The sequence below is a fragment of the Cytobacillus oceanisediminis genome, assembly GCF_007830235.1.
In the GTDB taxonomy this organism is placed as follows: domain Bacteria; phylum Bacillota; class Bacilli; order Bacillales; family Cytobacillaceae; genus Cytobacillus; species Cytobacillus oceanisediminis.
On the sequence record NZ_VLKI01000006.1, the window covers coordinates 163,446 to 180,650 of the forward strand.

The following is a 17,205-nucleotide window of genomic DNA, read 5'->3' on the forward strand; positions in this document are numbered from 1 at the left end:
TGCTTTAATGCTCATCATTATACTTCACAGTTTGTTTTAAATCTGCACTTTCCATCATTGTTATCTTCACATTTCTACTCCTTCATACCTAATTATATAACAATAAAAAATCGGCTGCCTTGTTGATCAGCCGAAATAACTAATTAGTATACTACTGTTTCCAGTCTATTGATTAATCTTTTTATACTTTTGTTCGCTTCTTTTAACACAATGTCCTTATTAACTGTTTTTAGCTTTCTATTTTCCATCAAAATTTTTCCGTTTACTACGGTTGTTTCCACGTCCGCTCGAGTTGCGGAATAAACGATTCTAGAAATAGTATCTATGTCAAACGAAGGATAGACATGGAAATCATTTAAATTTAGGATGGCAAGGTCAGCTTTCTTGCCACGTTCAAGGCTCCCGATCTCACCCTCCATTCCAACAGCTTTTGCCCCGCCAATCGTAGCCATTCTGAATACCGTTCGGGCATTCATGGCTGTAGGCCCATGAACCGGCTTTTGAATAATCGCTGCCAATCTCATTTCATTGAACATGTCGAGATTGTTATTGCAAGGAGCGCCGTCTGCCCCCAAACTGACAAATGCCTGCTTCTCCAATAAAGAAGGTACTTCAGCCACACCCGATGCCAGCTTTAAATTGGAACCTGGACAATGGCTTACCTTCACTCCCCGCTGTTTTATAATTCTCTTTTCTTCCTCATCCAGCCAAACACAATGGGCTAGAATCAGCCTGTCATTGGCGAGTCCAATGCTGTCCAAATAAACAACATTCCTCATTCCATATTCTCTTTCAACAAGCAGAATTTCGTTTGCATTTTCAGAAGCATGTGTATGAACTCTTACATTGTAGCCGGCTGAAAGGTCCCTTACATTCGTAAGCAATTCCTCAGTACAGGAAACGACGAAGCGGGGGCAAAAAGCATATTGAATACGGCCATTATCATGGTTATGCCATTTTTCCAGAAGGTCCACACTCTCCTGAATGGAACTCGATGTTTTTTCTCTTAATAGAACGGGAACCTCGTCGCCTTTATCCATCATGACTTTGCCTGCGAGAGCTCTAATGCCGCTCTCGGCAATAGCCTGAAAAGCATATTCTGTATGATGGACCGTTTCCATGTCCACCACAGTTGTCGTACCGCTTTGCAGCAGCTCTCCGATTCCAAGCATGGCAGAGTAATAAATGGATTCTTCATCATGAGAGGCTTCGAGCGGCCAGATTTTTTGTTTAAGCCAATCCAGCAATTCAAGGTCATCGGCTTGCCCGCGGAATAGGGTCTGGCAGAGGTGGATATGTGTCTGAATAAAACCGGGGATGACTGTTTTCCCTGAAGCATCTATTACTTTATCAGCTGAAACGCTTAAGTTCGGTCCTATTTCTGCAATTCGGTCATCGACTATATAGAGATCCCCGAGGAGAATATCTTCTTTCGCATTCATCGTAATGATTTCGGCATTTTTGATCAGGATGCTGCTCATTATACTCCGCCTCCTTTAAGTGGGCTTGACTGTATAACCTTTTGTTTGCCGTAATTCAATATAAGCTGTTTGTAAAACTGGATGGACCGCCGGTAAGCTTCAATGCTGACCCATTCGTTCGGCTGGTGGGCAAGCTTTTCGTCTCCTGGTCCGTAGATTAGGGTCGGAATATCACTTTTGGGATTCAGGACAGCCCCGTCTGTATAGTAAGAGACGCCGAAGTGATCTGTATTGGATTCTCTTTTTAACATTTGCGCTATTTGAATGATATCTTCTGAAGGCTGTGTGAGTATAGACGGGCGGTCCAATATTATTTCAACACGATATTGGAAAATTTCATCTTGTTCAATTAACAGATCCAGCTTGCTCTTCAGCAATTCAGTAAAGTTATAATGGGATTGGGGCGGAACCGTACGAATATCTGCTCTAATCCTGCATTTATCAGGAATCACATTCGTTTGCACTCCGCCCTCAATCATGGTAACAGCTAGGCTGCTCTGACCGAGGGGTTCTTTTTCAGCCCTCCATTCAACCTTCATTTCATTCAGTATTTGGATGACCTTAAGCATATGGTCCACTGCATTGATTCCCTGCTCCGGCATGGAGCCATGAGAGGTCCTTCCGAACGTTATAATTTCGAGCCAGAGGGCTCCTTTATGGCCAATCACAATTTTTTCATCAGTTGGTTCGGCAATGACAAGCGCATCAACCTTTCTTTTTTCATTATCTTTTAAAAATGCTCTTGCCCCGCAGCTATCGACTTCCTCACCGGCTGTCGCGAGAAACGTAACGGTAGCGGGAGGAACTGCATCTGTCAGGAATATTTCCTCCAACGCCAAAAACATCCCGGCCAGACCGCTTTTCATATCAGATGCGCCTCTCCCATAGATCCGCCCATCAACGATTTCACCGGAAAACGGTGAGTAATTCCATTCACCTGAACCTGGAGAAACGGTATCCATATGGCCGCATAAAAATAGCTGTTTATCGCTTTTCCCTTGAAGGGTTACCTCAAAATTGCTTCTGTTCTTATCAAGAAAAGTAACTTTATATGGAAGACTCTTTCGTTTGCATCGGGCTATAAATGCTTCTGTAACTCGATGTTCATTTCCTGGCGGATTAGAGCTGTCGATTTGGAGCAGCTGCTGAAGAAATTGGATGTCATTCATCAATCAACCTCCACGATTTGCATTTTTAACGGGGTAACCTTAAACCCGTTTACAGGTGCCATATCCTGAGAGCAAGTGGTACAGGCAATGACCACATCACAAAGTGCTTTCAGCCTGACATAGTCACCCGGTTTGGAAAAGGGCTCTGCAATTTTATAATCGCCCAAATCATCAAGCACATTGTTCATAAACAGATTGATAGGATCTGGGATAATGGGGGGTTGGATATGGAAAGCTCTCAAAGCACTTTCAAGATTGTCATGGCAATTCGGATGGTCTTCTTTGCCAAAATCCACTTTATAACGGTAATAATCGCAGGCTGGGAAAAAGAAATCATGTTTTCCGACAGTATCCTCGACCAGCTGCATCAACGGGCGGCGCCGATTGCTGTAAAGCAAATCGCCCGTTTTTAACCGGATGCTGCTTAATGAAGCCCGCATATGTACGGGAGATACATGCTCGGACGGGTCTTCATAGCTGAAACAGACAAAATCGCCCACCTGTTTTCCTTCCATATCAATAATAATCAGTTCCTCACCTTTGTAGAGCCTGGCACTTCTGCCTTCATAAGGAGGAATAATGATTTCCTCACGTATCCTTTCTTTTTTAAAAACTTCTCCCAAGCGATCTCCTCCTTTGGTTATTATTCAATGGCTGTTTTAAAACTCGTTTTAGATTTTGGCACCCTGTTGATTGGATCAGAAGGCGCGAGACTCCTCGAAAATGCATTCACATTTCCTTCGTGCGCTGTGACTATTCGAGGATTCTCATTCAATGTCCAGCGGGAGGAGCGCTCAAAGGGAGACCCCTCAGGCGCGAATGCGCCGGGGAGCTCGGGACCGCCCGCAGTTCGCTGAGCTTCTTAAGCGGAAATCAACAGGCCAGTTTAACAGAGCCTATTCAATAAATACAGCTACTGCCCTTATTGGGGAGCCGGTGCCCTTTCGGATGCGGAGCGGCAGGCCAAAATATAAAAACCGCATCCCCGCAACTTGATCAAGATTACATAAGTTTTCAGTATTGGTTATTCCATATTCACGGCAAATTAGATGGCCTGAATATTTCGGATCATCCGGGTGGTCAATGGCCGGTGCATCAATGCCAATATTTACAGCACCTTTGTCAGCGAGCCATTTAGCGGCCTGGTAATCGAGGCCTGTATAGGTTGTAAGCCATTCTTCGGTTCCATATGAACGGTTATAGTGACCTGTATAAAGGAGAACGATATCGCCTTTTTCAATAAACTGCTGCGAATTCCGCAGTGCATCCTCCAGATCCCTGCTTGTAATATAACGGTCAGGCAGAACATGCGACACATCCAGGCAAACAGCAGGCCCGTAAAAAAATTCAAGCGGCATTTCATCAATGTATTTCCCATTTGGATCGTATTCATATGTGGCGTCACTGTGGGTAGGACCGTGTTCGTTGATTAGTAGATTATTGGTGGCAAACATGAAGCCAATTTGCTTTTCACTATCCTCGTGGGAGATGTTTGGGAATATCATTGTTTTTTGGTGGAGGGGAAAAACAGGCATCCCTTGATAAATTTCCTGTGTTAAATCGACTAGTTTAACTCCCATGGTTTTCCTCCTTTAAATAAAAATAAAATTTTGTTTATATATGAAAAGCGGAGGGGACGCCGCTTTTATGATCAAGTAATAATGGTCGGAATAATTTCAAATTTATCTACATCAATTAAGCCCATATCAGTAATTTTCCATTTAGGGCTTGTGACGAGTGACCAGAAAGATAAGTGCATAAACGGAACATCCATGCCGCAGCCCAGCACCTCTTTAGCAAGCTGCGATAATTCGTCTACCTTTTCACTCATTTCTTTGCCTGTTAATTCATCTGTCATTAAACCGCCGATCCTTAAAGGCAGGTCGCCCACAACTTTGCTGTCCTTAATCATCGCAATTCCGCCATCCATGGCGATTACGCGATTAACGGCAGTTACCATATCTTCATAATTTGTGCCAGTTACAATAATGTTGTGTGTATCATGGGCTACGCTTTCGGCTATAGCTCCACTTTTTAGATCAAAACCGTGAAGGAACGTCTTGCCGATCTTACCTGTTCTCCCGTGCCGCTCCACTACAAGAAGCGGAAGAACATCCTGCTGCAGGCATGGCTGGACAATGCCTTCTTTCACATTTAGGGTAAATTCACGCCCGCCAGTTAAATTCTGATATGGGATTGCATCAATCGCCCTCACCCTGGCACGGCTGCCTGATGCTTCAATTGCCAAATCCTTAACAGTAACCGGCTTGCGCTTCACTGATTTCTTTACACTTTCCGGATATATGTAAGGAGCAATTTCCATCGTTAGCTCGCCTTTTTCGGCCGCTTTTTTACCAGCCAGATAAACCTGGTCAACGGTCATATTAGTTAAATCGCTAATGACCACTACATCCGCCCTTTTACCAGGAGCAATAACCCCCACATCCTTAAACCCAAAGTGCGAGGCAGGATTGATCGTTGCCATTTGGATGGCTTCAACAGGATCAATTCCTTCACCAATCGTACGCCGGATAATATCGTTCATATGGCCGTAATTCAATAAATCCGCAGGAACCATATCGTCCGAAACAAGTATGGCTCTTCTTGAATCAAGGCCGTCTTCCGTAATGGCACGAATGCAATCTGCCATATTTCTCTGTGAGGAGCCTTCACGCATAAATACGCTCACACCGTAACGGAGCTTTTCCACTGTTTCTTCTTTCGTGGTCGTTTCATGGCAAGACACATGTGTTCCTCCGCTAATGATATGCGCGGCCAATTCCTTTCCAAACAACCCTGGGGCATTCCCTTCCACGGTCTTTCCGATCGAATTTGCATAAGAGACGGCAGCAACGAGGTCATCAATCAATTCTGGAGCATGTTCGTAAACTGGCTTAATATTGCTGAAACTTTGAATCTCGCCGATTCCCTGGACATAGTCATCCGAGAGAAGCTCCTTCATATCTTTGGATGTAACATCGAACCCTGAGGTTTCAAGACCCGGGGCGTCCGGTACAGCGCAAGGTACCGTAAACAAAATCCTGTTTGGAAGCGTTTTTGCTTCTTCAATCATGGCCTGCATGCCTTTTACACCAAGAACATTCCCGATCTCATGCGGGTCCCCGATTAAAGTAGTTGTTCCGGTTGGAATGGAGAGCTTGGAAAATTCCGTACAAGTCAGCATGGCACTTTCAAAATGCATATGTGAATCAATAAAGCCGGGACAGATGAACTTTCCTTTTACATTTTCAACCTTTGTTTTCGGTCCGATTAAGTCTTTTGCATCCCCGGCCATTAGAATATATTCACCCTTAATGGCAACATCCGCTTCATAGATTTCACGGGTTATAACATTGATAAAATACCCGCCCTTTAGAACCAGATCTGCATGTAAATGGCTATCAAGCAATACATCAATCAGCTTGCGATGCTGGATCGCTTCTTTGATTCTTTTTGCGCCCATTTTTCTTTATCCCCCTGTCTTCGTTCCTTCCACACTATCAATAATTCCGATTATCGCAGCATCAATGGGAGCCTCTTTGTTTTGGACAGCTCTTGAAGCCATGCTTCCTGTCACATAAATCACCTTTTCTCCAATTCCGGCTCCAACAGTATCAACGGTAATAATGGGGTTCGGTAACATGCTGCCATCCAATCCGATAGGCTGAGTGATCAATAGTTTGGTGCCCGTTAAATTTTCGTCTTTCCTTGTGGCAGTTACACGGCCCACCACCATTCCCATTTGCATACTAATCTTCTCCCTTAAAAAGATTGTTCAAAAGTCCGGAATTTAGAGCCTTCCTGTTTGAGCAATCATTAAAATGTTTTGAGCAATATATTTAATTCCTTGGCCATATCCCTCGCTAGAGGCGTAATGATGCTCCCACTTTGAATTCGTATCTCAGTTTGGTTTTGCAGATGTGCATACCGGATTGTTTCCTTTGAAATGACGGTTTTTTTATTCTCTTCCGGTGTGAAATCGGCTTTTTCATTCTTGGAAATCAAAATAATGCCCATTGACTTCAGCTGAACAAGCTGCTGCAGCATTGTTCTTTTCAATAGCGCAGGCCCTTTGTCTATTCCTTTCATTTTCCAATAAGGATCATGGGGATCTGCGCCGGTTTTTAAGGCCACAATCTTTTTCCCTTTAAAAAGAGCTTCCAGAATCAGGCGAACAAATGGCCTTTGTTCATTAAACGATAAGAGGTCATTTACTAAGGAAAAAGAAAGGATGGGGAGGAAAATTCCATCTATCTCTCTTAAAATTTCTTCACTCAGACATAATTCGGGGATCCAATCATCGCTCCCCGCAGCCTTAATAAGTTCACCGAGCTCCATCTTGGCCAGGAGTGAGTTTTCACCCGTTAGTCGAAGAGTAATAGAATCCTTTTTCATTTCCTTTAAGTAAGAAAATCCCGGTTCCATTCCAATCATATGAGAGGTTAATAGAGCCAGGACATATGGTCTTCTAGGGAATCCGCCTCCACGGTGGTAAATCTCTTGCAGAGTGTGATTGACCATTTCACTCTGCACAGCTTTATCCATGCTTATTCACCGATCTTTTTGGATAACAATGCTCTTTCAACTTCACTGTGAGGGCGTGGGATTACGTGTACGGATACAAGTTCACCAACACGGCTTGCAGCTTCTGCTCCTGCATCTGTTGCGGCTTTAACGGCCCCAACATCCCCTCTGACCATTACTGTAACAAGTCCGAATCCTACTTTTTCGTATCCGCAAATCTCTACATTCGCTGCTTTAACCATTGCGTCAGCAGCTTCAACAGCTCCGACAAGACCTTTTGTCTCAACTAACCCTAATGATTCTCCCATGATAATTCCTCCTTAAATAATGTTTGTTAATCTTTATCTCCATCCGCCCCGTTATTGCTTTTTTTCTTGTCTTTCTTTTTCGCAGCCCCTTTTTGTTTGGTTTTGCTTCCGCTATCGGCTTGGGGATCCGCCTTTTGTTCCGGCTTGGTTTCTGTGTCTTCTGCATTCTCCTCATTCAGCTTAAACTGGGGAAGAAGCTTCCCGGAAACCTCACTATGGGCTCTTGGTATAACATGCGATGATATCACCTTTCCAACTCTTTCAGCTGCATTTACACCGGCATCAACCGCCGATTTTACGGCAGCAACGTCTCCATTAAAGTGAATTGTTACACCAAGATATCCGTTGACACCAATTATTTTTTCAATGCCTGCAATTTCTACATCAGCTGCCTTTACTGCAGCATCTGCAGCCGAAACCGCGGTAGTATAGCCAACTGTTTCGATCAGTCCCAATGCCTGCAATTATGATGCCTCCTTCCAGGGGAATTACCGCAATAAACTCTTTATTATTATTTAATTCTTTCTGCTTCTTTTTTTAGATCCTCTGAAATCTTGGAAACTGAATCATATTCTCCATAGATCAGCAGGTAGTTTTTTTCAAAGGAGAATCCTGCAGTTATGGCCGGATTCCTTTTTAAATAACGGTCAGCCAATAAAACTCCTGTATAATAATCGAATCCTTCAATCACTGCTGCTCCGCTCACGGATGCCTGAATATCAAGCTGTTTCGTTAGCCATGGGCTCGGAGAATTGGCTTTATAAACGTGAATGGTTTGATACGTTCTTTGAGAAACCTTTTTATAAAAAACCTTTACCGCTTCAAGAAGCGCTTGTTCGTTGTCTTCATACAATTCCAAAACAAAGCTCTGCCGGCTTTCCTTATCCCACGTTAAACAATACTTCATGGAAGGGTATTCTCTTAAAAGGTCATTTAAGAAAAAAAGTTGTCCTGCCGTACATTTTTCAGAAGTGATGACGCCGATTGAATTTGACTTTAATGATCGCTGAAAGTTATTTTCAAGGCTTGAGTGCAAGTCATTGAAAAGCCATGCTTTAATGCCATCTGCTGTTTGACCTATTAGTTTGCTTTCTCTTGCTGAACGCTGCTGTTGTGAAGAAAAAGATTCATTGGAGCCTGCAGGCTTTTTGCCCTGGATTAAGGAAATGGTTTGCAGCTGTGCGAGAGGCTCTTTTGAGTATCCTTTTGCCCTATTAGTAGAGACGTTCGAATGCTGTTGCGGCTTTACTTGTTTAGACATATGCGTTCTTTGATGAGAAGGTGGAGCAGCGGCTGCAACCGAAAGCCTCTTATCCATTTTTGCCCGCTGATAATTCGGGCGGCTGATCCCCGGTATTGCCTGTTTACTCTTCATTTCATTCATAGGCGGCTGTTCAGTTTTCTTTGCTTGAGGAGGTTTTGCCATAATAGGATTCACCTTTGGCTTTTGATACGGCTTCATGACTTCTTGGACCACGCTTTTTATGAAATCCGACACTCCATTTCCACCTCCTTTATAGGATCTTGCTCAGTTCAAAGTGGGGGCGAGGGATGACATTAGCTGAAACGAGTTCTCCGCCAGTCTTGCTGTGGGCGGTTTTCCCCACCTCTACAGCGGCTGTTACGGCTGCAACATCCCCTTCAACGATTACTGTCACCAGTCCTGAACCCACGCGTTTCATATCAACTAAACTTACATTTGCAGCTTTAGCCATTGAATCGAGCGCTTCGATTGCGGCTGTTAACCCCCTTGTTTCGATCATGCCAATTGCTTTCATTTTAATCCTCCTCTATAGAGACAGCGGAAGGTGCTATTTTTTAAACTTAAAAGTTTTGATATTTATAATTTCCTATAAATAGTCTTCAAGATTCACTTCAAATGGAATCGATGTTCTCTTAAATAACTCTTCCTTTCCAAGCGGAAAAGTAGCATCGATTCCCATTTTGTCGGTGACTCCCTTTAAATGGTGAGAAGATTCCAGCGGCGATCCTTTTGCACCAGGGACAATAAAGACATCATCAGAAGCCTGGACCCTGGTTGCAATGGCCCATTCCACATCGTCCGAATCAAAAATGTCCACATCATCATTCACAACTACCACATGCTTCAAATCTTTATCACTGGCAAAAGCGGCCAGTGCAGCCTGTTTTCCATCCCCTTCATGCTTTTTTTCGATTTGGATCACTGCATGATAACGGGCCACGCCTCCCATGGGGATATGGACTGCTTTTATATTGGGAACAACCTGCCTGACCGTACTGAATAGGGTTGCCTCCCTGACCAGCGCCATTGGCAGCTTTTCTTCATAGCTTGAAGGGAAAATGGTCTGTGCAATCGCGTCATTGCGGTACGTAACAGCCGAAAATTCAACAATTGGCTGAGGAGTTTGGGTTCCATAATAGCCGGCCAGTTCGCCAAATGGGCCTTCCATTTCTCTTTCATGAGGAAGCATCCGGCCTTCAAGAACAATCTCTGCCTCAGCTAGAACTTCCAAATCTACTGTTTTGCATTGAACCACATCCAGGGATTGTCCAAGTAATGCACCTGCCACATCCAATTTATCTGTATGGTAGAGATGGGTACTGATCTGGGAACTCAAGACAACAGCAGGCACAACACCGAACATAACTGCCACTTCCATTGGTTCCCCCATTTCTTCAAAATGTGCATACTGTTCCATTAATTCCGGAGAAGTTATGAGGATATTGGTGCGGTTTCCACCTAAGTATTGCATCCTTCTGATTGAGGTATAGCGTTTCTGGCCGGATAAATCTTTCACCACGAGAATGCCTGAAACATAGTAAGCACCGGAGTCTTCCGCATGATAGGTTGGGATCGGAAACAAATCTGCCAGATCAAAATCGCCTGTTACCAGATTTTCTTGTACGGGTCCGGTTTGCTTTAAAGTGGTTGGTATTGGATTGACGATCGATTCGATTATTTTCGGGACCAGGTCAGATGCCTTGATCCCCATGCTATCCGCAAGCAGATCTCTGTCACCTCCAAGACCGGCAGCCATCGGGGTGTGATAGCCCTTTATCTTTTCAAATAAAAAAGGTTCTCTTCCATTTCTGGCATTAACCACAGCACCAAGCTCATATAAAGGATTAACTTCTTTTCTAACCCGGTGAAGCAAGCCTCTTCCTTCCCAATTATCCAAAAGTGCCCTCATTGTTACTGGGTTCATTGTGCTTCCCCCCATCTTTCCAAAAGCTGATGATCAATATCCAGCATATCCAGAATACGGGAGACCATAAAATTGGCCAGCTCCCATATTTCCGTAGGCTTATGGTAAAACCCTGGTGATGCAGGCATGATGCACGCTCCGCTTTCAGCGAGGGCCGTCATGTTGCGCAAATGGATTAAATGGAAAGGGGCTTCACGCGGAACAATAATAAACTTCCTGTTTTCTTTAAGTACAACACTCGCTGCCCTGCTTAGAAGAGTGTCGCCTACACCATTTGCAATCGCGCCCAATGTGTTCATGGAACAAGGAACAATCACCATCCCATCTGTCTGAAAAGAGCCGCTCGCAACCGAGGCAAAAAGGTTTCGGTTGCTATGTATAGTGGCATATTCCTTGAGCTCCTCCATCTTGACTCCGCATTCAAATTGCATGACCTTTTCTCCCATCTCCGTTGCAATTAAATGCGTGTCTATTCCGAGTTGATGGAGGGCGCGGATCAATGTATATCCGTACAGCGATCCGCTTGCCCCGGTAATTCCCACTAATATCCGCTTTTTTCTTTCGGATGTGTGTGATTTAGACAACTTTATTGTCTTGGGAGAACTTCTTTTTAGCCATTTCCTTGTATTCTTCTGTAGTTAAAATGTCGCCAAAGATGTCAATATCACGCAAACCGGATACATGCATATCATCATCCTGGGAGGCAGTTCCATCTGATATGCAGATGACGTTATAGCCATGATATAAAGCATCCGAAGCCGTGCTGCGTACACAGACATTCGTCCAAACACCTGTTAACACGACCGTATCAATTTCTTCCTCTCTTAAGAAAAGGTCGAAATCTGTGTAGCTGAATGCGCTGTGACGTCTTTTTTGCACAACGTAGTCACCTTTGCTTTCATCAGGCTGCAGCTCAGGAATGAACTGGGATCCCCACGTACCTTTTACAGCATGAACAGGCCGCACCCGGAAATCGCGGTCATTTTTCCGGTGGGCTTCCTGGACATGTACCACCTGAATATTATTTTCATGGGCAAACTCAATGAGTTCCTGAATTTTTGGAACGATTTTTTCCCCGTTTTCGCATCGTAAAGCGGCTTTTTCCCCGATAAAATCATTCAGCATATCAATAATAACCACACAATGCTTATTTCCTCTTAGTTCCATCCAAACCCAACCTCTCTCTTTATTATTAGCTCTGTTATCCTTGTCTGTTGATTTCCGCTCCAGGTGCTCAAAACCGCGGGTGCTCCGGCGCAGTGCGCCTGCGGGGTCTCCCTTTAACTCCCTTTTCCCGCAAGCCATTGGAATAGTATCCTCGATCAACACCCGCGAAGGAAATGCGGATGCATTTTCGATGAGCCTTACGCCTTCCGTTCCAATCAACTGAGTGAAAAAACAACAATGAGCTTTTACAGAGCCTTATTGTTTAACTGTTTCTTTGGAAGTTACTTTCACTTCATTATATTTTTCATATTTAAATGTTCTCTCCAGGCGCTGAATGCTTTGGCGCGGTACAAATTCTCCGTATCCGGCTTCGCCCGTAATACCTTTATCCTCTTCAAAGACAATATTTCCGCGGACAATCGTCTGTACCGGCTTTCCTTTAAGCTTCATGCCATGCAACGGATTATATTTAGCCATGGATTCTGTTTTCTGCTCATCAATCACATATTCTTTGTTTAGATCAATGACCGTGAAGTCAGCATCTGCCCCAATTTCCATGGAACCTTTTTTCGGATAGATACCATAATGGATTGCTGCATTTCGGCTTGTAACCTCTACAAAACGGGAAAGGGATAAACGGCCTTTGTTTAATCCTTCACTCACAAGGATCGGAACCATTGTTTCTACGCCAGGTATCCCTGGGAATGTATTCCAGATTGTCGCTCCAGGATAGTCTTTTTCCGTAGCAATTTCATATGGGGCATGGTCAGTTCCAACAAAATCAATCGTTCCATCAGCAAGTGCCTGCCAGTGAGACTCATTGTCTTCTTTTCCGCGCAATGGAGGTGCAATTTTTGCATATGCCCCGCGTTCAGTCATGGCATCCTTGGCATTTAGGACTAAATAGTGAGGGCAAGTTTCTGCAGTTACTTTCACACCGCGTTTCTTTGCTGCCTTTACAAGCTCGACGCCTTCCTTTGTGCTCATATGTACTACATGAACACGAGCATCTGTTGCTTCTGCAAAACTCAGGATTAACTCGATTGCCACTTTTTCAGCAAGGCTGGAACGCGCTTCCGCCCATGCAGGACCATCCATCCTGCCTTCTTTTTCAAGCTTTTTTGAATAGAAGGTGCATATATCATAATTTTCAGCATGGACGCCAATGGGCAGGCCTGTTTTGGCTACATTGCTGAAAATCTCCAGCATTTCAGCATCTGAGACTTTAGGGAAAGTTGGCACAGAAGGTGTCATATAAACCTTGAATGCAACAACCCCTTGATCAATTTGAGGATATATATTGTCAATCCATCCTTCACGGGCATCTTCACCAGTCATTCCGCCCCAGAAGCAATAATCTATATAAGCCTGGCCCCGGATAGGCGCTATTTTCTTATTAAAGCTCTCACCATCCCGGACAGAAGGTTTACTGCAGCAAGGCATATCGATAATAGTAGTTAAACCGCCGGCTGCAGCAGACCGGCTGCCTGTCGCGAAAGTTTCCCTGTGAGTAAAACCAGGATCCATGAAATGGGTGTGTGGATCGATACAGCCTGGCACAACGAGCTTTCCATCAATATCAATCACTTTTTTGGCATTAAGGAAGCTGATATCATTGGTGTAGCCTACAATCTTCCCTTCGTTTACCAGAATGTTTGTTAATACTTGACGATCTCCCTGAGGAATATTTGCGTTTTTCAAAATTAAATCCATTTACCCTGCTCCTATCTATTATTTGGATTTCTGCTTCAAGGCAGATTGAAAGAAATCATTCTATTAAATCGCTTCAGCTGAGTGATCAGTCTTCAGCTGTTCGATTCTTTCTCTATCACTTATATTTAAATCTTTGTGATTAAATACCAAATTTAATAAAATTGCCGTAATACTTCCTAGTACAATTCCATTTTCCACTAGCAAACGGGCACTAGTAGGGAGACTTTCGAAGATTTGCGGAACTACGGCTGAGCCCAGTCCGATACCTATTGAACAGGCCACAATCAGCAAGTTTTCATTTTTGGAGAAATCTACGGATGAAAGCATTCTAATACCTGAAGATATAACCATACCGAACATTGGGATCATGGCCCCGCCCAGAACAGCCATAGGAATAATCGTTGTTAAAGCAGCTACTTTAGGCAAAAGCCCTAGAACCATGAGAATTACTCCAGCAGCGATAACGACATTCCTGGTCTTTACCTTCGTGAGGGCAACAAGGCCGACGTTCTGTGAAAAAGAAGTATATGGAAAAGCATTAAAAACGCCTCCTATTGCAACAGCAAGCCCCTCAGCCCGAAGTCCCTTTTTAATATCTTTGGAGTCTAGCTTTCTATCACACACATCACCAAGCGCCAAAAATACCCCCGTAGACTCTATCATGCTTACAATGGCAACAAGGGTCATGGTAAGGATGGCAGATGCATTGAAGGTTGGAAAGCCGAAATAAAATGGCTGGACAACATGAAACCAGGAGGCATCCGAAACTTCCGACAAGTTTACCAGTCCCATAGAATAAGCAGCAATGGTGCCTGCGATGAGTGAAAGCAAGACAGAAATGGCTCTCATATACCCTTTAAATAAACGGTTCATGACAATAATCAGCACAAGGGTAAATACGGCAAGAAACAGATTTTTTCCGCTTCCATAATCCGGTGATCCAAGTCCTCCTGCTGCATTATTCATCGCAACAGGAATAAGCGAGACCCCTATTATCGCCACAACCGAACCTGTAACAACAGGCGGGAAAAAGCGCATGATTTTACTCATAAACTGGGACAAAATCATAACGATGATGCCCGAAGCGATAATGGCGCCGTAAATGGCAGTAATCCCCTGCAGATTGCCAATGGCGATCATCGGCCCCACAGCTGTAAACGTACATCCCAGGATCACAGGCAGTTTTATGCCAAAATGCTTCCCTCCTATCACTTGAAGCAAAGTGGCAATCCCGCAAGTAAATAAATCAATTGAAATCAAGTAAGCAAGCTGCTGAGCGTTTAGACCAATTGCAGGGCCTACGATTAGAGGTACAATCACAGCTCCCGCATACATGGCCAGAACATGCTGAAACCCCAAAGTCCCTACCTTCCAAGGATTTAATTTTCCCAAAAGCTTCCCCTCCAGGTTTTATCTTTTGTTTTCTTTTGCATGGACCAGCAACAACGAATGTCCAAATCACCTCCCTAAAAAAAGATATAAAAAAAACCGCAGCAATAGAACACATCACAAACGGATGATCTATTGCTGCGGTTTCATAAAGCTTTCGGTAAACAAAAGCTGAAGGAACCGCCTTCATATGGATTTAAGATAAATGCGTCATACACAGCTATCCCAAATATAATCTTTTACTCTTTAAAATATATGATTGTGCATGCTTCTTCTGTAACAGGATCATAATCTTTTAAAATGGTCCTTACTTCGAGATCAAGAGTTGCTTCAATATGCACCTTAAACAATGATTTAAACTCTGCAATCAATGCAGAATCAACCGAAATGGTTAGGTGATGAAAGTTTTTGCTTAGCATCTTCAGTGCCTGTACACGCTTATGCTGTGCAAAAATGATCACTCTGTCATCAATGGTTTCAATCCGCTGTTTTTTCACTCCCACACCATATATCTCCTGGTTAATACGGTTATATAGGTGAGCAAGGTCTTTTTTAAAAGTTGGATGAAAATGGGATGAGGTAAAAGTCATAATGTCCTCCTGTTATACACTATATTAAACAAACAGGTTTTATGCGTCAATATTATTTTTCAGAAAATTTAGACTTGACAAAATATTAAGGGAGCTATTAAACTTCAAAGCAACTCACCCCTAATTTCTATAAAAATTGGCCATAATCCTCTCTATGAAAAAAAATATTTACCTGATTTTCGTATAACCTCAAAAATTGGTTTGAGGGTCTCTACTAGGAACCGTAAATTCCTGACTACGAAAAGAGATGTGTGCTATATCTGCACAAGACTCTTTTCGTATTTGGGAATTTTTTTATGTTTTTTAGTCTATTTAGAAGAAAAGGCATAATATCTTAGTTAAAAACACCAAAACTTCCAGACTACAATACTCCAATATTCAAATCTGCCAAAAAGGACTAACTGCCTATCCAGCTCTGTTCCTTCCAAAAAATTAATAGGTTGACAATGGGAATTCCTATAGATTCCCTTTCGATAAGGAGGCATAAAATTGAAAACCATTCAATTAACAGTTAATGGAGTACAGTGCTCGATTACCTGCCCGCCTGCCAAAACTCTTCTCGATGTCCTTAGAGAAGATCTCGGGCTGACTGCAAGCAAAGAATGCTGCGGAAAAGGAGAATGCGGCTCCTGCTCTGTACTAATCAATAACGAGGCTGCCTGTTCTTGTCTTGTCCTTGCCGGCCAGGCAGAAGGTCAGGACATTATCACATGCGAAGGTGTGGGGCTAACTCCCAACCTGGATGTAATTCAGGAGTCTTTTGTTGAAGAAGGTGCTACACAGTGCGGTTACTGTACACCTGGAATTATTGTTTCTGCAAAAGCTTTTTTAAACGGAATTAACCACATTCCAACTACGGATGAAATAAAAACAGCACTAGGCGGGAACCTTTGCCGCTGCACAGGCTATACCAAAATTATCAAAGCTGTCCAATCAGCCGCAGCCAAAAATAATTCCAAAAAGGAAACCATTACAGGCTAATGGCGGGTGCGGCCATTCTCTTGGCAGGAGGACAGTCTACTCGGATGGGGAAATTAAAAGGATTGCTCCCCTGGCATGGACGGACATTATTTGAATACCAGCTGCAGACACTGCTTGAATCACCTTTTTCAGATGTTATCGCTGTTGTAGGCTACAGGTCTGAAGAATTAGAAAAGATTGCAAAAAACTATCCGGTCAAAGTCGTTAAAAATAACTTATTTCATACTGGGAAATGTTCCTCCATCATTGCGGGCCTTAATACAGCAAACGATTCCTCATCAAACATTTTAATTACAGCGGTTGACCAGCCGTCATCAGCCCAGACATTAAGCCGGCTTTATAACGTACAAATCAAAGAAAACAGCCTAATTACTGTCCCAGTCTTTCAGGGTAAAAGAGGACATCCCGTTGTCTTTTCTTCGGTTTTGCGTGAAGAGCTTTCAGCCATCAAAGAAGAAACTAAGGGGCTGAGAAGTGTTTTTCAAAAGCATAAAAGCCTCGTAAAAGAAGTTCCTGTAGATGATTCTTCTATCCATTTAAATTTAAATACTCCGGAAGATTATTTACATGCATTAAAAAATTGGCTCTGTTAAATTTGCCTGTTGATTTCAGCACGAGGCGCTCCCTTTCCGCGGGCGGTCCGACGCTCCTCGTCGCTTTGCTCCTGTGGGGTCTCCCTTTGGCAGGACGTTGAA

At 43.4% G+C, this 17,205-nt stretch carries 19 protein-coding genes and 1 riboswitch; of the genes, 2 read left to right on the forward strand and 17 right to left on the reverse strand.

Annotated elements, in window-relative coordinates; translation table 11 throughout:
• Positions 1-143 precede the first annotated feature (143 nt).
• The 17 genes from IQ19_RS12670 to IQ19_RS12750 form a co-directional block, all read right to left on the reverse strand.
• Positions 144-1,481 (reverse strand): 5'-deoxyadenosine deaminase, encoded by a 1,338-nt coding sequence (locus tag IQ19_RS12670; protein ID WP_144542755.1) that lies wholly within the window; start codon positions 1,479-1,481, stop codon positions 144-146.
• Positions 1,481-2,650, reverse strand: a complete 1,170-nt coding sequence (locus IQ19_RS12675; RefSeq protein ID WP_144542756.1) for a M20 family metallopeptidase — start codon at positions 2,648-2,650, stop codon at positions 1,481-1,483. Before IQ19_RS12675 ends, IQ19_RS12670 begins: the two co-directional genes overlap by 1 nt.
• The gene (locus tag IQ19_RS12680; protein ID WP_144542757.1) at positions 2,650-3,273 is read right to left on the reverse strand and encodes a DUF1989 domain-containing protein; all 624 of its coding nucleotides are present in this window, start codon (positions 3,271-3,273) and stop codon (positions 2,650-2,652) included. Before IQ19_RS12680 ends, IQ19_RS12675 begins: the two co-directional genes overlap by 1 nt.
• 273 nt (positions 3,274-3,546) lie before the next feature.
• Positions 3,547-4,230, reverse strand: a complete 684-nt coding sequence (locus IQ19_RS12685; protein ID WP_144542758.1) for a cyclase family protein — start codon at positions 4,228-4,230, stop codon at positions 3,547-3,549.
• A gap of 71 nt (positions 4,231-4,301) precedes the next feature.
• Positions 4,302-6,113 carry an adenine deaminase gene (gene ade / locus IQ19_RS12690; RefSeq protein WP_144542759.1) on the reverse strand — a complete coding sequence of 604 codons (1,812 nt, stop codon included), beginning with the start codon at positions 6,111-6,113 and terminating at the stop codon, positions 4,302-4,304.
• Between the two features lie 6 nt (positions 6,114-6,119).
• Positions 6,120-6,398: a EutN/CcmL family microcompartment protein gene (locus tag IQ19_RS12695; protein ID WP_110066515.1), complete on the reverse strand. Its 279-nt coding sequence runs from the start codon at positions 6,396-6,398 to the stop codon at positions 6,120-6,122.
• Between the two features lie 68 nt (positions 6,399-6,466).
• Positions 6,467-7,195 carry a hypothetical protein gene (locus IQ19_RS12700; protein WP_144542760.1) on the reverse strand — a complete coding sequence of 243 codons (729 nt, stop codon included), beginning with the start codon at positions 7,193-7,195 and terminating at the stop codon, positions 6,467-6,469.
• 2 nt (positions 7,196-7,197) lie between these two features.
• Positions 7,198-7,482, reverse strand: coding sequence for a BMC domain-containing protein (locus IQ19_RS12705; RefSeq protein WP_026581688.1), 285 nt, complete (start codon positions 7,480-7,482; stop codon positions 7,198-7,200).
• Positions 7,483-7,508: 26 nt separating this feature from the next.
• Positions 7,509-7,946 carry a BMC domain-containing protein gene (locus tag IQ19_RS29125; protein WP_144542761.1) on the reverse strand — a complete coding sequence of 146 codons (438 nt, stop codon included), beginning with the start codon at positions 7,944-7,946 and terminating at the stop codon, positions 7,509-7,511.
• 47 nt (positions 7,947-7,993) lie between these two features.
• Positions 7,994-8,980 carry a hypothetical protein gene (locus IQ19_RS12715; protein WP_144542762.1) on the reverse strand — a complete coding sequence of 329 codons (987 nt, stop codon included), beginning with the start codon at positions 8,978-8,980 and terminating at the stop codon, positions 7,994-7,996.
• A 16-nt stretch (positions 8,981-8,996) separates the two neighbouring features.
• The gene (locus tag IQ19_RS12720) at positions 8,997-9,260 is read right to left on the reverse strand and encodes a BMC domain-containing protein (protein ID WP_199749462.1); all 264 of its coding nucleotides are present in this window, start codon (positions 9,258-9,260) and stop codon (positions 8,997-8,999) included.
• 72 nt (positions 9,261-9,332) lie between these two features.
• Entirely contained in the window at positions 9,333-10,670 is a 1,338-nt protein-coding gene (locus tag IQ19_RS12725; RefSeq protein WP_144542764.1) for a UbiD family decarboxylase, read from the reverse strand.
• Entirely contained in the window at positions 10,667-11,212 is a 546-nt protein-coding gene (locus IQ19_RS12730; protein ID WP_144542765.1) for a UbiX family flavin prenyltransferase, read from the reverse strand. Before IQ19_RS12730 ends, IQ19_RS12725 begins: the two co-directional genes overlap by 4 nt.
• A gap of 34 nt (positions 11,213-11,246) precedes the next feature.
• Positions 11,247-11,975, reverse strand: a complete 729-nt coding sequence (locus IQ19_RS12735; protein WP_242020985.1) for a cysteine hydrolase family protein — start codon at positions 11,973-11,975, stop codon at positions 11,247-11,249.
• Between the two features lie 117 nt (positions 11,976-12,092).
• Positions 12,093-13,550, reverse strand: coding sequence for an allantoinase AllB (gene allB / locus IQ19_RS12740; protein WP_144542766.1), 1,458 nt, complete (start codon positions 13,548-13,550; stop codon positions 12,093-12,095).
• Positions 13,551-13,613: 63 nt separating this feature from the next.
• Positions 13,614-14,942, reverse strand: coding sequence for a nucleobase:cation symporter-2 family protein (locus tag IQ19_RS12745; RefSeq protein ID WP_144542767.1), 1,329 nt, complete (start codon positions 14,940-14,942; stop codon positions 13,614-13,616).
• A 236-nt stretch (positions 14,943-15,178) separates the two neighbouring features.
• On the reverse strand, positions 15,179-15,529 hold the full coding sequence (locus tag IQ19_RS12750; protein WP_144542768.1) for a Na-translocating system protein MpsC family protein: 351 nt from the start codon (positions 15,527-15,529) through the stop codon (positions 15,179-15,181).
• 159 nt (positions 15,530-15,688) lie between these two features.
• A riboswitch (purine riboswitch) is annotated at positions 15,689-15,787 on the forward strand.
• A gap of 231 nt (positions 15,788-16,018) precedes the next feature.
• Between IQ19_RS12750 and IQ19_RS12755 the strand changes: the two genes are divergently transcribed.
• Together IQ19_RS12755 and IQ19_RS12760 are read left to right on the forward strand one after the other, a co-directional pair.
• Entirely contained in the window at positions 16,019-16,510 is a 492-nt protein-coding gene (locus IQ19_RS12755; protein WP_144542769.1) for a (2Fe-2S)-binding protein, read from the forward strand.
• On the forward strand, positions 16,510-17,103 hold the full coding sequence (locus IQ19_RS12760) for a nucleotidyltransferase family protein (protein ID WP_144542770.1): 594 nt from the start codon (positions 16,510-16,512) through the stop codon (positions 17,101-17,103). The genes IQ19_RS12755 and IQ19_RS12760 overlap by 1 nt, the downstream gene beginning before the upstream one ends.
• The last annotated feature ends 102 nt before the right edge of the window (positions 17,104-17,205 follow it).

Excerpts from the sequence above, each read along its gene's own strand:
- IQ19_RS12670 (WP_144542755.1), bottom strand. The coding sequence starts at position 1,481 with ATGAGCAGCATCCTGATCAAAAATGCCGAAATCATTACGATGAATGCG.
- IQ19_RS12675 (WP_144542756.1), bottom strand. The coding sequence starts at position 2,650 with ATGAATGACATCCAATTTCTTCAGCAGCTGCTCCAAATCGACAGCTCT.
- IQ19_RS12685 (WP_144542758.1), bottom strand. The coding sequence starts at position 4,230 with ATGGGAGTTAAACTAGTCGATTTAACACAGGAAATTTATCAAGGGATG.
- ade (WP_144542759.1), bottom strand. The coding sequence starts at position 6,113 with ATGGGCGCAAAAAGAATCAAAGAAGCGATCCAGCATCGCAAGCTGATT.
- IQ19_RS12695 (WP_110066515.1), bottom strand. The coding sequence starts at position 6,398 with ATGCAAATGGGAATGGTGGTGGGCCGTGTAACTGCCACAAGGAAAGAC.
- IQ19_RS12700 (WP_144542760.1), bottom strand. The coding sequence starts at position 7,195 with ATGGATAAAGCTGTGCAGAGTGAAATGGTCAATCACACTCTGCAAGAG.
- IQ19_RS12705 (WP_026581688.1), bottom strand. The coding sequence starts at position 7,482 with ATGGGAGAATCATTAGGGTTAGTTGAGACAAAAGGTCTTGTCGGAGCT.
- IQ19_RS12720 (WP_199749462.1), bottom strand. The coding sequence starts at position 9,260 with ATGAAAGCAATTGGCATGATCGAAACAAGGGGGTTAACAGCCGCAATC.
- IQ19_RS12725 (WP_144542764.1), bottom strand. The coding sequence starts at position 10,670 with ATGAACCCAGTAACAATGAGGGCACTTTTGGATAATTGGGAAGGAAGA.
- IQ19_RS12735 (WP_242020985.1), bottom strand. The coding sequence starts at position 11,975 with ATGGCTTGCGGGAAAAGGGAGTTAAAGGGAGACCCCGCAGGCGCACTG.
- allB (WP_144542766.1), bottom strand. The coding sequence starts at position 13,550 with ATGGATTTAATTTTGAAAAACGCAAATATTCCTCAGGGAGATCGTCAA.
- IQ19_RS12750 (WP_144542768.1), bottom strand. The coding sequence starts at position 15,529 with ATGACTTTTACCTCATCCCATTTTCATCCAACTTTTAAAAAAGACCTT.
- IQ19_RS12760 (WP_144542770.1), top strand. The coding sequence starts at position 16,510 with ATGGCGGGTGCGGCCATTCTCTTGGCAGGAGGACAGTCTACTCGGATG.